The organism is Syntrophales bacterium, from assembly GCA_035363115.1.
GTDB lineage: Bacteria > Desulfobacterota > Syntrophia > Syntrophales > PHBD01 > PHBD01.
Map to the genome: position 1 here is coordinate 55,050 of DAOSEM010000006.1, position 14,114 is coordinate 69,163.

General features: G+C 63.6%; 12 protein-coding genes. 2 read left to right on the top strand and 10 right to left on the bottom strand.

Going from position 1 to position 14,114, the window contains the following annotated elements; genetic code table 11:
• Positions 1–34: 34 nt before the first annotated feature.
• From PLO63_12295 to PLO63_12310, 4 genes are read right to left on the bottom strand one after another with little or no spacing between them, the layout of a single operon-like run.
• The gene (locus PLO63_12295; GenBank protein ID HOI74914.1) at positions 35–1,093 is read right to left on the bottom strand and encodes a prolipoprotein diacylglyceryl transferase; all 1,059 of its coding nucleotides are present in this window, start codon (positions 1,091–1,093) and stop codon (positions 35–37) included.
• Positions 1,090–1,596, bottom strand: a complete 507-nt coding sequence (locus PLO63_12300) for a TraR/DksA family transcriptional regulator (protein HOI74915.1) — start codon at positions 1,594–1,596, stop codon at positions 1,090–1,092. Before PLO63_12300 ends, PLO63_12295 begins: the two co-directional genes overlap by 4 nt.
• Entirely contained in the window at positions 1,593–2,678 is a 1,086-nt protein-coding gene (locus tag PLO63_12305; GenBank protein ID HOI74916.1) for a phosphatidylserine decarboxylase, read from the bottom strand. The genes PLO63_12300 and PLO63_12305 overlap by 4 nt, the downstream gene beginning before the upstream one ends.
• Entirely contained in the window at positions 2,602–5,061 is a 2,460-nt protein-coding gene (locus PLO63_12310; protein HOI74917.1) for a hypothetical protein, read from the bottom strand. Before PLO63_12310 ends, PLO63_12305 begins: the two co-directional genes overlap by 77 nt.
• Before the next feature lie 276 nt (positions 5,062–5,337).
• Here PLO63_12310 and PLO63_12315 point away from each other — a divergent pair, with 276 nt between their 5' ends.
• Together PLO63_12315 and PLO63_12320 are read left to right on the top strand one after the other, a co-directional pair.
• On the top strand, positions 5,338–6,822 hold the full coding sequence (locus PLO63_12315; GenBank protein HOI74918.1) for a hypothetical protein: 1,485 nt from the start codon (positions 5,338–5,340) through the stop codon (positions 6,820–6,822).
• Between the two features lie 183 nt (positions 6,823–7,005).
• Complete coding sequence (locus PLO63_12320) at positions 7,006–8,310, top strand: PhoH family protein (GenBank protein ID HOI74919.1); 1,305 nt, start codon at positions 7,006–7,008, stop codon at positions 8,308–8,310.
• A 144-nt stretch (positions 8,311–8,454) separates the two neighbouring features.
• Here PLO63_12320 and PLO63_12325 read toward each other — a convergent pair whose 3' ends face one another.
• Genes PLO63_12325 through PLO63_12350 form a run of 6 tightly spaced genes read right to left on the bottom strand, consistent with a single transcriptional unit; the run spans position 8,455 to position 14,114 of the window.
• Positions 8,455–9,378 (bottom strand): sugar phosphate isomerase/epimerase, encoded by a 924-nt coding sequence (locus PLO63_12325; GenBank protein ID HOI74920.1) that lies wholly within the window; start codon positions 9,376–9,378, stop codon positions 8,455–8,457.
• On the bottom strand, positions 9,371–10,528 hold the full coding sequence (locus PLO63_12330; protein HOI74921.1) for an alpha-D-ribose 1-methylphosphonate 5-triphosphate diphosphatase: 1,158 nt from the start codon (positions 10,526–10,528) through the stop codon (positions 9,371–9,373). Before PLO63_12330 ends, PLO63_12325 begins: the two co-directional genes overlap by 8 nt.
• Entirely contained in the window at positions 10,525–11,313 is a 789-nt protein-coding gene (gene phnL / locus PLO63_12335; protein HOI74922.1) for a phosphonate C-P lyase system protein PhnL, read from the bottom strand. Before phnL ends, PLO63_12330 begins: the two co-directional genes overlap by 4 nt.
• A 14-nt stretch (positions 11,314–11,327) precedes the next feature.
• Complete coding sequence (locus tag PLO63_12340) at positions 11,328–12,164, bottom strand: ATP-binding cassette domain-containing protein (protein ID HOI74923.1); 837 nt, start codon at positions 12,162–12,164, stop codon at positions 11,328–11,330.
• Positions 12,161–13,042, bottom strand: a complete 882-nt coding sequence (locus tag PLO63_12345; protein ID HOI74924.1) for an alpha-D-ribose 1-methylphosphonate 5-phosphate C-P-lyase PhnJ — start codon at positions 13,040–13,042, stop codon at positions 12,161–12,163. The genes PLO63_12340 and PLO63_12345 overlap by 4 nt, the downstream gene beginning before the upstream one ends.
• Positions 13,014–14,114, bottom strand: coding sequence for a carbon-phosphorus lyase complex subunit PhnI (locus PLO63_12350; GenBank protein HOI74925.1), 1,101 nt, complete (start codon positions 14,112–14,114; stop codon positions 13,014–13,016). The genes PLO63_12345 and PLO63_12350 overlap by 29 nt, the downstream gene beginning before the upstream one ends.

The window sequence follows — 14,114 nt, forward strand, 5'->3', positions numbered from 1 at the left end:
GGAACGGCGCATCCGTTCCCGCCGGGGATGCGATTCAGATTCGATCCTTCAGCACATGGATAGAGATATGGGAGGCCGTCACGCTGCTCCGGCCCGTGAGAACCATCAGGACCGTCCAGAGGGCCTGCAGGAAGAGAATCATCGACGGCTGCCAGAGCGCTTCCAGCCCCGCCAGGATGTCCGCCCGGCCGGGTGGGGCTTCGGCGGCGAACAGAAACGCCAGGCACAGGCCATAGCAGACACCGGCGAGGGCCATGACCTGGTAGGCGGAAAAGGATTGTCCGCCCCGGTAATCGGCCCGCAGGAACTCGGACAGGACCCGCCAGACCTGGGTGACCGACAGGGTCAGGAGGAACGCGGCGGTCCCGTGCCCGTCCAGGAAAAGGAGGATCCCGATGAGTCCCGCCGTCGTGTACAGCAGGGACGTCATTCCCTGGACGGGGACCACGGGGCATCCCTCGAGCCCGTGTGCATAGGCGATCTTCTTCGTCTCCCCCCGGAATGTGAAACGGAAAGGCCCGAGGATCTTCCGGACAAGGGGAGGAACGTCGGAGAGCGGCCTCCCATAGCAGCAGCCGAAACTGATGCAGGCCAGCCGGCCGATTCCTTCTCCCAGGGCATAGGAGATCGACATCGCCGCGAGAACCGCCATGACGTCGACCGGCCGGCCCAGCAGGCGCTCCGATCCGGCGCCGGCCATGAGGACGACCCAGGGCGCGGCCAGCATCCCGACAAAGGAAGCGCCGCCCACGGTGAAGGTATGCCGCTTGCCTTCGACCCATGTCGCAATCATGCGCGATGCGGGCACGCACACGATCAGGACGGCCAGGACCATGCAGACGGTCAGCGGTGGTGTCACCCCCACGGAGGCCATCAGGACCAGCATGACCGCCACGGCGAGGACGTACGCCGTCGCCGTGAAGAATCCGTACCAGGTCAGGTTCAGGCCGCTCCAGCGGCCGTCGGCCATCCGGTTCCCGGGGATGCAGGCGGCGATCTGCCAGGTTTCCGCGGGAAGCTTCCGGAAGCCCCAGAACAGGAGGGAATAGAGCGCACCTCCCAGGCCGAGGACAAAGACCGTGTTGCCGTTCATCCCGCGTTCCCCCCCAGGCCACTGCGATCTTTGGCCCTCCCCGGGCCTCCCGGGCCCGGTTTGCCCGTCTCCGGCATTCCCTCCCCGCGGGGGACCCGACGGGAGTCGGATGCCGTACGCGACCGGGACAAAATCCGCGAAGAATCCCCGTTCGATCCGATGTGCAATTCCGCGAGTTCCTGGCATTCCCGGCAAAGACGCGTCGTCGGTTCGGCAAGCAGCCTTCTCTCCGTAATGGTCGACCCGCAGATGACGCAGGTGCCGAAAAGCCCCTGGTCCATCCGCCGGATGGTTTCCTGGATCTCCTGAATCGCGTTCCATTCCCTTCCGCGAATGGTCAACTCCACCTGGCGGTCGTGTTCGAGGGCCGCATGATCGATCGGGTCGGCACTGTGTACACCGTTGTTCTTCATGTCGGAGACGGTGCGGCTGGCGGTTCCCTGGAGCCTGTCCAGCCTGGCAAGCAACTGATTCCTGATCTGCTTGATCCGGGAAGCATTCATTCATCCGCCTCCTTATGGAACGTGTGCGACGAACGGCATGCCGTGCCGATCCTGACGCGGACCGGGATCTCCGTCTCCGTGAGGGGCTGTCCGAATCCGCGGGTATAAATGCTGTCAATGCCGGGTCGCTTCATGTTCCAGACGATGTCATCGTCGAAGCGGACCCGGTCCCGCTCGAAAAGAAGCACCACGGTGCTGCTGCCGGGGCGGAAGAGGCTTTTCGGGCGGCCCCGTTTCAGGAACCGGTCCGCACCGACGGACAGGGGAGCGTTGTATCGCTCCTCGCTGTAACACTGGACGATGTCCCCGATCATCAGGGCGACGACCTCGATCATGGCCACCTTGCCCGCTCCGGTCCCGCCGGGCACGTCCGTGTCGATGACGGTGACGACCCTTTTGTTTTTCGAGAAGGGGCGCACCACGGAGACGACCGCCTCGGGATGGCAGGCGTGGTAATGCCCTTCGAGCGGATAGACGTCCAGGACCGTTCCCGCCGCCGGGACATGATTGTAGTGATACTTGTCCGGGGTGAGCCGGAAAACGGCGAAGGATCCCCCCTCGAAGGTCTCCCGCCATCGCCGCTTTCCCAGCAGCTCCTCCAGGTCGAAGAACTTGCCCTTGATGAAGAGACTGGAGTTCTCGTCGAGGGATCCCACCAGCATTCTCGAATCGGCCGGTGAAACGACGGCGGCGGGATCGTTCGGCGTCGGTCGGCACTCCCAGTAGCGGATCTTCCGCTCGAAGATTTTTTTCGGCGTATCGAGCCGGAGGGGCGGATCGAGGCATTCCCGCGGATCGATTCCGGCTCTTTTCATGAATTCCTCCGGATCGGCCAGTCTCCCGGTCAGGAATCCCTCGTAGTTGAAGAATCCCAGGAGCGACGACATGCGCCGGCCCGTCAGGGCGCGGAACAGGAAGGGAGCATGCTCCCGGAGGGGCGAATAGAGAAAACGAATGACCCGGTCTCCATAGAGTCTCTCCGCCTGAACGGCGCGGCTGTCCCGGTCAATATACTGATGCGACGGGGACGGACTCGGGGTCGAAAGGGTCCACCAGGGGCTGGTCATGCAGTTTGTCTTCATGGATCACAACCATCATTAAGAATAAGAGTTTCAGCAGAACGGGTTCCGGGGCCTTCTCTTCCAGAACGCTCCGCCGCGCCAGATCCAGATATTCCAGCGGATCCCCGTTTCCCAGGACGGCCCGCAGGGCCTCCCCGGATCCGGGCCTGAGAGGCCGGTCGGCCGCGCCCAGCGCCGCGACCTTCTCCTCCAGGAACCGGAAGGCCTCCGTCATGTGGCGGCCCCGCAGGTCCTGCCGGTAATAGGCCTCCGCGGCCCGATTGAAATCGCCCGCCGGCATGGCCAGCGGATGGGGGGCCTGCTTCCCCTTGAGGACGGCCCGGGTGATCTTTCCCGCCGCCCCCAGCCGCTCCGGGTCCTCCAGGCGTCGCTCCAGGTCAAGGATGGTTTCCTCGAATCCCAGCATTTCGATCAGGTCCGCCGCTTCCTCCCGGAGGACGTTCACCAGGGCTCTCCGGTACTCCAGGTTGTGGACCCGGATGTATCCCGGATACCGCCGGCTGGGGCGGGTCCTCTCCGTGCGGGCGAGAATCGCCATGAGAAACCGGTTGGCGCTGTCCTGGCGAACGAAGAACGTCGGAATGCCGATGGCGGCGCCGAATAGGATCTGCCGGCGTTCACTCTCGATGACGGGCGAATCGGGAATCCGGTCGTGGGTAACCATTCCCCCGGCGATGTATTTAAAGGCGAGACAATACAGCAGGTTCTGGAGATTGATCGCCCGGGCGGCGTCCTCCTCGAAGCTCTCGAAGAGGCTGTAATGCCGGGCCTCGAACCCGGAAAACCCCATCACATTGAACTCACGGAGCTTTTCCAGAAGGTAGAGGGACATCTTCGTGTCAAAGACGCCCAGGTCCTGGAGGTCGCGCTTCAGGCGCTCGCCATTGTGAAGCCGCCCGTCCAGGGCGGGGCTCCGCTCGGTGCTCAGGATCACCACCAGGTAATCGATCAGGCGGTAGTCTGGAATGAAGTCTCCCTTCAGGGAGAAGAGCCCGCGCAGGAAACGGTCCAGCCACAGGGGGCCGAAGGGGGTGACGGGACGGCCTAACACCCGGATGCCGGCCTTCTTCTGCCAACGCCGCCAGAGCATCCGCAGATGGGTGTAGTCGAGCTCGTGGGGAAGGAATCCCAGGGCCTTTTCGGGGTGAAAATCAAGAAAATCCATCCGGTAGGGAGCGGCGCTGTATGTTCCTACGAACAGAGGAAGAAAGTGCTCGACGATTTTGACGGCGAGGTCCCCCAGGTACTTTTCACAGGCGGCATGGAAGCCGGAGGATGGATCCGCCATGGCGGCGCCGATCCGTCGGCTTCCCATGCTGACATGGGTACCGTTGTTGGCGAGGCTTACGTTTGAGGTGTTGGGGAGCGTCACGAGATTGCTGGTCACGACGCCCGCCTCGCGAAGCTTTCCCACCGCGTTGAGCTGGCTGCGGCTGAGCACCCGGTGGCACAGGTGCATGTACTGGTGCTTTTCCTCTCCCCTGCTCCATCCGGAAAGGCAGGGACTCATGAACAGCTCGCGGTAGAAGGCGTCGGAGATGCAGTCGTTCAGCCTTTTCTGGCGGATCGGCGGATGCGGCGAATAGAACAGCATGGCCTTCTGCCCGCCGGAGGTCAGGCCGAACCTCTCGTTGGCGAACTGGACGAGAAGCTGCGTGAAGAGGTACCGGACGGCCATTTCCGCGGCAACGGCCCGGCCCATGCCCTCTTCCGGCCGCAGGGCGGTGATGGAAAAGGAAAAGGTCTCCGGCGACGTGTTGTCGTTCAGGAAATGATCCAGGAGCGCCAGCCCGGTCTCACGGACCGGTCCGGGCAGGTCCCTTCCCGAATCCATCGCCTCCGCCAGCGCCAGCTTCAGCAGGTAGCTCACGGGCACCCGGAGTTCCTGCCGGTTCCGGTGCACACAGACAAACCGGTCCGCGTCGCTTCGGTTTCCCAGGGAGGGATTCTCCTTGTCCGCCAGGAGATCCCGCTGCCAGACCCTCCAGGCGAACGGCCCGAGGGAGTCGGCGGGGAAGCCGACCCAGCTGTTTTCCCACAACTGATCCGTCCCGGAATCCAGGTAGCTCTCCAGGTCCGTGACCACCCTCTTCTTCGTGTCCCCGGCGGCGGCCCGGCGGAGCATGTTGGTGAAATAATTGGAGGCCTCGATGGTCAGCGGCAGATCCACGTTGCTTCTCTGGCCGACCACGGCGGCCTGGAGCTCCGTCTCGCTTCCCGCCGTTGCATCGTAGCGGGCGAACGGAAGTGTCTCGACGTCCGTTCCGTTCACACCGGTGCGGACGCCCAGCATGGCCGTCATGCGGGCCTGCGACGGGATGCCGCTCGGTTCCTGGTCGATTTGAAAAACCTTGACGCCCGTGCTGTTCTGAAAACGGCTCATGACTCCTCCTGCATCGGTTGCGGGAACCCTACAGAAGAAATGTGACAGGTCGATGAAGGCCAGGCGTCTTTCCTGTGAAATCTATGGGTTGCCGCGTGGCCGCACACGTCACCAACCTTTCATCCCCCTGTCATCCTCACGAGACAATTCTTCCATACACTGGATCCCGTCATTACCTCGCCGGACGCAACGGACGAACGGACCGTGACTCCCTGGGAGTCTCGACGACATCCGTGCGAACCCGTGCAGAACAAGGAAAAGGAGAACCATTTCGAAATGAGTTCCTGGATGCAGAGACTGTCCCGGCATTACGAGCGGATGCGCGGCCGCCACCCTGATGACGAGGTCATGATCCTCTTCGACATCGACGGCACGATCCTCGACTCCCGCTATATGATTCACCACACCCTCCAGTCCTACGACCGGGTGAACGGCACGGACTGGTTTGCGGATCTTGCCGTCGAGGATGTTACGGCCAGCGAGAGCCAGGTGGAGCAGCTTCTGGAATCGATGGGCATCCACAGTGCTTTGCAGGAGGGCATCCTGGCCTGGTACACGGAGCGGTGCTGGACACAGGACAATATCCTGCGATCCCATCGCCCTTTTGCAGGGGTCATGGACGTCATCCGCTGGTTCGAGATCCAGCCCCGGACCCACGTAGGTCTCAACACCGGCCGCCCCGAGCAGATCAGGCAGGAAACGCTGCTTTCGCTCAACAATATCGGCAGGGAATACAAGGTGAGGTTCCTGAGCGAACACCTATTCATGAACCGGCGCGGCTGGAACGAGGGGATCCTGGAGGAAAAGGCGGAGGGCATTCGCCATTTCCAGGGAAAAGGATACCGCGTGATCGCGTTTGTGGACAACGAACCGGAAAATCTGCAGGCGGTCGCAGAATTGGGCAACGACGAGATCCTGCTCCTGCACGCCCGCACAATCTTCCGCTCCCGGCGCGATCAGCTCCCGTTGCGGACAGTGGAGGGCCGGGCTTACGACATCACGGATCTGGTACCGGAAAAATCGCTTCCGAGGCACGTTCAGTTCGTCTGGCACGGCGTGAACGACGAGGCCAACCTGAGGCAGTTCATGGCCTCCGGCATCGAGTGGGCCGAATGCGACGTGCGTTTCGATCCGGACGGCGAGCGGGTTATCCTGCGCAACGACTCCTTCCGGGAAACGCCGTCCGATCCCGACGAGACGTTCATCCGACTCGAGAATATCCTCGAAAAATGCCGGGAAGGAGGGAAATCCCTCAAACTGGACCTGAAGGAAAACGGGCACCTGCTTGACCGCGTCCTCACGATCCTGAGAAACACGGGCATGCCGACGCACCGCGTTTGGTTCAACGGGACCGTCGAGATGCTGCAGAAAGAAGGTTTCCGCAAGCTTTCGGAGGCGTTCCCGGGATCCGTCATCCAGTGCCCCGTCGATTTTCTCGTTCCCCTCATCATTGGCGCCCCGACCCGGGCACTGTCCGTCCTGGACACCCTTCACGGCTGGGGCATCAACCGTTTCTCCGTCAACTGGAGGGCGTCCGAGAAGCACGACATCATCGACAGGCTGGAGAAGTGGGGCTACGAATTGAACATCTACAATGTGCCCGACCTCGAAGCATTCCTCAAGGCCGTCGTGCTGCTCCCCCGGTCGGTCACATCGGACTTCAACTTCCCGAAATGGCACTACTACGGACGGGGCCCCGGACCCGGGCAGAGGCATTTTGAATATTCCATCGTCCATGCACCGGAGATTCCGGCCTTCTGAGCGCGAGGTCCATCCTGCAAACGGATCCTTCCGTCGAAACCCGCCTTCCGGCGCCGCCCCGACCGACCTTCCGGCCGTTTCTCCGGATCTCATCCACCCCGGGCATCCCGGGACGACTTCCCGCGCGGACGGTCCTGCGGGTCTGTCCGCTTCATCCCTTCAACCGAGGAGGAACATGATTCCATGGTAAAATTGTTTGTTCTCGACACGAACGTGCTGCTCCACAACCCGGGATCCCTCTTTTCCTTCGAGGACAATGAGGTCGTCATCCCCATCGCGGTCATCGAGGAGATCGACAACCAGAAGCGCAGGCAGGATGAAATCGGGCGCAACGCCCGCGTCGTGTCCCAGGAGCTTGACAAAATGCGCGGGTCGGGATGCCTTTCCACAGGCATTCCGCTTCCCCGGGGAGGACGGCTGCGCATCGAACTCAACCACCAGGAATGCTGCGAAGAATTCCCACCCGGTTTCGACCCCCGCAAGACGGACAACCGGATTCTTTCCGTGGCCTGGAGCCTGAACCGGGACTTCCCGGGGCGGGTCTTCCTGGTCTCGAAGGACCTCAACCTGCGCGTCAAATCCGACGTCCTGGGCATCCCGGCCCAGGATTTCTACGGCGACAAGATCAACTACCATGAGCTCTATACGGGATGGGGCATGGCGGATGTGACGTCGGAAGAGCTCGATACCTTCTTCCGGGAAGGACACCTCGAAATGAACGGCCGCGGTCCCGGCCGGCCCAACCAGTTCTTCGTGCTGAAAGACCCCGTCTCCCCTTCCCGGTCGGCGCTGTCGCGCTTTTTCCGCGGAGAGCTGCGGCCGCTGGTCCACGGGGAAAGCACGAACCAGGGCATCAAGGCGCGCAACAAGGAACAGCGGTTCGCCCTGGAGCTGCTGCTCAACGACCAGGTCCGGGTGGCGACCCTCGTGGGACTCGCCGGAACGGGAAAGACGCTCCTGGCCATCGCCGTCGGCCTTGAGAAGGTCATGGAACAGAAGGCCTATGCGCGCCTGCTGATCACCCGTCCCGTCATTCCGCTCGGCAACGACCTGGGATTTCTCCCGGGCTCCAAGGAAGAGAAGCTCAGGCCCTGGATGCAGCCCATCTACGACAACCTGGAGTTCATCTTCAGCAACAACCAGGAGCCGCACCGGATCATCGAGCACATCATGGACCGCGGCCTCCTCGAGATGGAGGCCCTGGCCTATATCCGGGGGCGGAGCATCCCCAGGCAGTTCATCATCTGCGACGAAGCGCAGAACCTGACCCCGCACATGATCAAAACGCTGATCACCCGTGTGGGCGAAGGCACGAAGATCGTCTTCACGGGCGACCCGGAACAGATCGACCACCCCTATCTCGACTCCAGCAGCAACGGCCTGAGTTATCTCGTGGAGCACTTAAAGGACGAGGAGATCGCCGGCCATGTCACCCTCGTCAAGGGGGAGCGCTCCCAGGTGGCGGAGATGGGGGCACGGCTCCTGTAGGGGAGGCGGCAGGGGACGGGAGGAGGGAAACGCCCGGCGGGCCGTGTCCGGAACCTGTGCCGCCGGCCGTCCGCGGAACCCGAACCGGCTTGGGGAGTTCCAGCCTCGCCCCCGGCGGCCCGACGACGCCGCTCCGGAGTCCGGTCATGCGCACAGGTTTTGCAGGATTGCCTTCAGGTTGTCCACGGACTCTCCCGTGTATTCGAAATAGCGGCTTCGCAGCTCCGAGATCAGGAGGCCGTCGTACGAGCCGGCAAAGGTCTTCAGGATCGCCTCGAAGGGGATTCCGCCCCAGCCCACGGGCATATGGAGGTCGCCGCGTCCGAAGGGGACGAGATGGGTCTGCTGCTTTTCCGTGTAGTAGACGGGATGGCCGAAATTGTCGTGGATGTGCACGTGGCCGATGAATTCCCGGATCGCCGCCGTCTCTTCGACGGGATCGAAACCGTAGTGCGCCGCCGCCAGGAAGAGATGGCCGACGTCCAGGGTGATGCGGACATTCGGCCTGGCGACGCGGACGACCTGATCCAGGAGCACCCGGGGCTGCTCGGCGTAGCAGTACGGGGAATGGTACAGGTAGGGCCGCGCGTTCTCGATGCAGATGCAGACGGCGGGAAATTCGTCGGCGAGATCCCGGAGGGTCCGGGCCTCCCGTTCGAGCAGATCCCGTCTTTCCTCCTCCGACAGCATCCGGCAGCCGGGAATGGCGAACTGCTCCTCGGACACGTACCGGCCGGCATGATAGACCGCCACACCGGCGCCGATCTCCGAGGCAAACTCCAGGCTGGACCGGAACACCCGTTCATGGAGATCCCGGTTGTCTTCGTCCATCAGGTTGAGCGGATTGGGCGTGTGAACGCTGTATGCAAACCCGTAATCCCATAGGATTGCCTTCATTTCCTCGAGCCGCCCGCGATGGAGGCGCCCGTGAACGACGGCGTCAAGTCCGTGAACGGGCAACTCCACCGCCTCCAGCCCCAGAGCGGCAAATTCGTCGAGGTCGCGGCGGAGCTTCTCCGGTTGCCCGTCGACCCGAATCTCGTCAATCTTGCTTCCCGTTTCAAGCATGTCGGAAAATCTCCCTTCCCCCGATGTATGTCTTTTGGACGCGGTGAATCCCGCCGTCGTTCCGGACCAGGACCAGGTCCGCCGCCTTGCCCTCCTCGAGCGAACCCGTCTCGCCGGCGATCCCGAGGGACCGCGCCGGCAGAAGGCTGGCCATGTTCACGGCCCGGTGCAGGGGAAGGATGCCCAGTCCGTCCAGCATGAAGACGGCGTGCAGTATGCTCATGGGCGCGTAGTCGGAGCAGAGGATGTCGCCGCAGCCCTCCATGATCGCGTCCCGGGCGCTCAGGTTCCGCGCCTGGGAATTGCCCCGGACGATGTTGGGCGCCCCCAGGCAGACGTAGAGGCCCTTCTCGCGGGCGGCGCGGAGGGCATCGAGATTGACGGGAAACTCGGTAATCCCGATGCCCTGTTCACAGAGCCACTCGATTTTGTCCCGGCAGTCGTCGTCGTGGGAGGCCATCGGAACGCCGAACCGGCGGCAGGACTGGACGATCCGCTCGATGTTCGCCTTCACGTGGCTGCGGGCCTTCCGCTTGCGGTCGATGATGGCGCGGATCTCCTCGTCCGTCTTTCCGTAGACGGCCTGATAGTAATTCCGGAAAGACACCACTTCGCGAAACTGCCCCTGTCCCGGCGAATGGTCCATGAGGGACAGGAGCTGGATCTTCCCGTTCTCCAGCAGCGACTCCAGTTCCGGCATCGCCGCGCCGTCGGTGATCTCGAACCGGGCATGGACCCGGGTCCGAACATGAAGCCGCTCCGCCCGATCCCGGATCGTCGAGATGATGCCGGCGGCCATGCGGTTGGACCGGACCCCGATCTCGTCCTCTGCGAAGGAGATGGAATGGTAGATCGTCGTCACCCCGCAGGCGGCCAGCTTCTTGTCGAGCTCGTACAGGACGATGTCCAGGGGGAAGAAGGCGTTGGGCCGGGGCTCGATGTCCTTTTCCAGCGCGTCGCTGTGCATGTCGATCAGACCCGGCAGCAGCCAGCTGCCGTCTGCGTCGATGCGCGCTCCTCCGTTGCCGATGAATCCGTCGCGGATCTTATAGAGTCGTCCCTGGCGGATGGAAGCGGAGGCGCCGTCCAGGGTTCCCTCCGGCGTTACGATGCGGGCGTTTTCAATGATGAAATCGACCGGTTCTTTCATTTTCCGCCCTTTCCATTGCCGAGGTCGAGGACCCGATCGGCGACGGCATTCATGGAGGATCGGTCGTGGAAGACGCCGACCATGGCGGTTCCCTTCCCTTTCAGCTCCTTCAGCAGTTCGATGACGACCGTCCGGGAACGCCGGTCCAGCGACGCCGTGGGCTCGTCGAGCAGAAGCAGCCTGGGCTCCCAGATGACGGCCCGGGCAATGTTGATCCGCTGCTGCTCCCCCCCGCTGAATGTGGCCGGATAGGCGTCGTGGAGCTCCGCGGGAATGGACAGCCGCTCCAGCAGAACCGAGGCCCGGCGCCGGGCCTCTCCGGCGTCTTTCCCCAGATTGAGCAGAGGCTCGGCGACGACGTCTACGGCGGCGACCCGCGGGACGACCCGGAGAAACTGGGAAACGTACCCCATCTCGCGGCTGCGGATCCGGAGCAGGGTCTGTTCGCACCCGCCGGCCAGATTGACCCGTCCGTGGCGGTCGGAGGCGAACCACACGTCGCCCGACGTGGGCAGGTAGGTCCCGTAGATGCACTTGAGAACGGAGCTCTTTCCCGACCCGCTTCGGCCGGCCAGGCCGAGAAACTCCCCCGGCGACAGCCGGAAAGACACGCCGCCGAATCCGTCGATGACCTTCCCGCCGAGAATGTGGAGCATAAACGTCTTGGACAGGTTGACGACTTCCAGCATTCTCAGGACGCCTTCTGAACCGGACGTCAAAGCCGGAGCGGCGGGCCGGGGATCCCTCCCTCCCGCCGGGGCCTCTTCCTTTTCCGGGCGCTTCATGGATCCGCCTTTCTTCAAAGCTGTGAGCTGACCAGCAGCTGCGTGTATCCGTGCTGCGGGTCCTCGAAGATCCGGTCCGTCAGGCCCGATTCGACGACCCGCCCGTAACGCATGACCAGGGTGCGCTGGCACAGGAGGCGGATCACGCCCAGATCGTGGGACACCACGATCATGGCGATGCCGAGCTCCCGCTGAAGGCTGCGGATCAGGTCCAGGACGCGGGCCTGCACGGACAAGTCAAGGCCCGTCGTCACCTCGTCCAGCAGCAGCACCTGAGGGCTGTTGGACAGCGCCTTGGCGATCTGCACGCGCTGTTGCATCCCGCCGCTGAAGTTCGCCGGCGGCTCGTCCATCCGCTCCAGGGGTATTTCCGTGCGTGCCAGCAGGTCCGCGGCGCGTCCGCGGATCTTCGAGATGCTCCGCCAGCCCGCGGCCAGGAGCTTTTCGGCGATGTTGCCGCCGGAGCTGACCTGCATCCGGAGGCCCAGATAGGGATTCTGGTAGACGATCCCCATGTGGCGGCTCCGGACCTGACGCCGGTGGAACGGGCTCTGCCGCAGAAGGTTTCCCGCCGCGGCGTCCTGTCCGTTGTGCAGATAGATCTCCCCGGCCGTCGCCTCGTACTCGAAATGGATGAGCCGGACCAGGGTGCTCTTGCCTGAACCGCTCTCCCCCACGATGCCCAGCACCTCGCCGGGATGGATCTCCAGGGAGACGTTGCAGCAGCCCACGACGGCTCCGCAGCGGGAACAGCGGTTCCCCTCGTCCGCGGAAACGCCCCCGGGCAGGCAGTGCCCGCAGCCGTCCCCGAACAGCTTCGTAAGCCCGCGCACCTCGAGCAGCGGCTTCATCGCCGGCACCTCTTGTCGCAATAGCCCGTATCGGAGCAGAAATAGAGGCGTTTTCCCGAGATGTCGTCGATGATCTCGTCGAGGTACGTGTCCGTGGCACCGCACCGCTCGCAGGCCTTCCCGCGGAAGTCCTCGACCCGGAACCGGTAGTCCTCGAATTCCAGGGGCTCGACGGGCGTATGGGGCGGAACGGCGTAGATCCGCTTTTCGCGGCCCGCCCCGAAGAGAAACAGCGTCTCGGCCATGTGGAGCTTGGGGATGTCCCAGCGGGGAATCGGGCTCGGGTCCATGACGTAGTGGCCGTTCACCGTGACGGGATAGCGGTAGCCGATAGTGATCTCGTCGAACTTCACGATGTCCTCGTACAGGAAGAGCCACATGCGGCTGTAGTCCGCCTCGGCATGCATGCGCCGCGTCACCGCTTCCGACGGCTCCACCTCGCGCAGCGCCTCGGGATAGGGGACCTGGAGCACCAGGATCTGGTCTTCCGTCATGGGCTCCTCGGGAATGCGGTGGCGCGTCTGGATGAGGGTCGCCTCGCGGGCGTCCGTCGTCGTCTTCACGCCCGTCACGGTGTTGACGAAGCGCTTGATGTTGACGGCGTTCACGCTCCCGTCGCAGCCCTGGTCGATGACCTTGAGCACGTCCTCCGGGAGGATGATGGACAGCGTCACCTGGAGGCCGCCGGTCCCCCAGCCCCGGGCCACCGGTAGCTCCCTCGAGGCGAAGGGCACCTGGTAGCCTGGGATGGCGACGGCTTTGAGGATCTTCCGCCGGACCTCCCGTTTCGACACATCGTCGAGAAAGGCGAAATTGTAGTCGAGACGGCCCCGGCGGCCGCTCCTGCTGTTAACGCTGATCCACTCGCCGAGATTCATGGATTTCCTTCGCTCTCCGAAGACGGTCCAGGTCCGACTGGAAGTCCACGTAATGGGGAAGCTTCCAGTGATTGCAGAAGCCCATGGATTCGATCCCGTCGATGTGGGACAGCACGAACTCGCCGTCCTCCGACGGGGACGCTCCGCCTCCGGCCTGGATAGACCGGTCCAGGATGGCCATGGAGATGGCCTTGACCTCGTTGTGGCCGAAGCAGAGGCCGTATCCGATAGTGAAGCGGGGCCCGTCCGTCTTCTCCGTGAACCGGGCCAGGATCTCCGCCTCCGTCACCATCACCTCCCCGGCCGTGTACGGCTCTCCGCTGACGGGATGCCGGACGCAGAGCGGCATGTACCCCACGCGAAGCTCCCCGATGGTCGGATGAATGTTCCCGTAGCCGCGCATGTTGGAGTAGGCCAACAGGAGCAGGCCCCCCGTCTCCCCGCGCGCCATCGCCTGCAGGGCGGCGCTCCGGGGCACGGGGAAGAGGAGCGAGTCTTTCGTCACGTCGCAGGGCGTTTTGTCCCTGGCGGACCGATTTGCCTCGGCAATCAGGTTCTCCCTGCGCAGGATCTCGATCACCTTCGGAAACTCCTCCGGCAGGGGCTCCGCCGATTTCGCGCCGCCCAAGATCTCGTTGACGAGCTTCATCCGGTGGATCTTCGACCGCTCGCCCGTTTCAAAATTCAGGAGCCTCAGGGTGTAGTCGTTCGTCGGGCCCAGGATCTGGCCGCCCGGGACGTCCTTGAAGGCCGCCGAGATCCTTCGGACGACCCGCATCCGGCTGGAGGGCCGGGCGATCGAATAGCCCAGGCGCGGCTGCGTGGTCCGGTAGGCCCTCAGGAGAAAAGCCGCCTCCAGGGTGTCCCCCGCGGCCTGCCGGATGGCCATGGCGGCCAGCTCCGGGGCATAGAGGGACCCTTCTCCCATGACGCGGTCGACGAGCAGGAAGAGCTGGTCCCGGATCTGTTCGATGCTCAGGGGCGCCGCGTCCCCTTTCAGGCCCTCGAAAAGAAAGGCCCGGCAGGCGTTTTCGATGGCCTCGGCGCCGCCTTTAACCGCAACGTATCCCAT

Excerpts from the sequence above, each read along its gene's own strand:
- PLO63_12295 (HOI74914.1), bottom strand. The coding sequence starts at position 1,093 with ATGAACGGCAACACGGTCTTTGTCCTCGGCCTGGGAGGTGCGCTCTAT.
- PLO63_12300 (HOI74915.1), bottom strand. The coding sequence starts at position 1,596 with ATGAATGCTTCCCGGATCAAGCAGATCAGGAATCAGTTGCTTGCCAGG.
- PLO63_12305 (HOI74916.1), bottom strand. The coding sequence starts at position 2,678 with ATGAAGACAAACTGCATGACCAGCCCCTGGTGGACCCTTTCGACCCCG.
- PLO63_12310 (HOI74917.1), bottom strand. The coding sequence starts at position 5,061 with ATGAGCCGTTTTCAGAACAGCACGGGCGTCAAGGTTTTTCAAATCGAC.
- PLO63_12315 (HOI74918.1), top strand. The coding sequence starts at position 5,338 with ATGAGTTCCTGGATGCAGAGACTGTCCCGGCATTACGAGCGGATGCGC.
- PLO63_12320 (HOI74919.1), top strand. The coding sequence starts at position 7,006 with ATGGTAAAATTGTTTGTTCTCGACACGAACGTGCTGCTCCACAACCCG.
- PLO63_12325 (HOI74920.1), bottom strand. The coding sequence starts at position 9,378 with ATGCTTGAAACGGGAAGCAAGATTGACGAGATTCGGGTCGACGGGCAA.
- PLO63_12330 (HOI74921.1), bottom strand. The coding sequence starts at position 10,528 with ATGAAAGAACCGGTCGATTTCATCATTGAAAACGCCCGCATCGTAACG.
- phnL (HOI74922.1), bottom strand. The coding sequence starts at position 11,313 with ATGAAGCGCCCGGAAAAGGAAGAGGCCCCGGCGGGAGGGAGGGATCCC.
- PLO63_12340 (HOI74923.1), bottom strand. The coding sequence starts at position 12,164 with ATGAAGCCGCTGCTCGAGGTGCGCGGGCTTACGAAGCTGTTCGGGGAC.
- PLO63_12345 (HOI74924.1), bottom strand. The coding sequence starts at position 13,042 with ATGAATCTCGGCGAGTGGATCAGCGTTAACAGCAGGAGCGGCCGCCGG.
- PLO63_12350 (HOI74925.1), bottom strand. The coding sequence starts at position 14,114 with ATGGGATACGTTGCGGTTAAAGGCGGCGCCGAGGCCATCGAAAACGCC.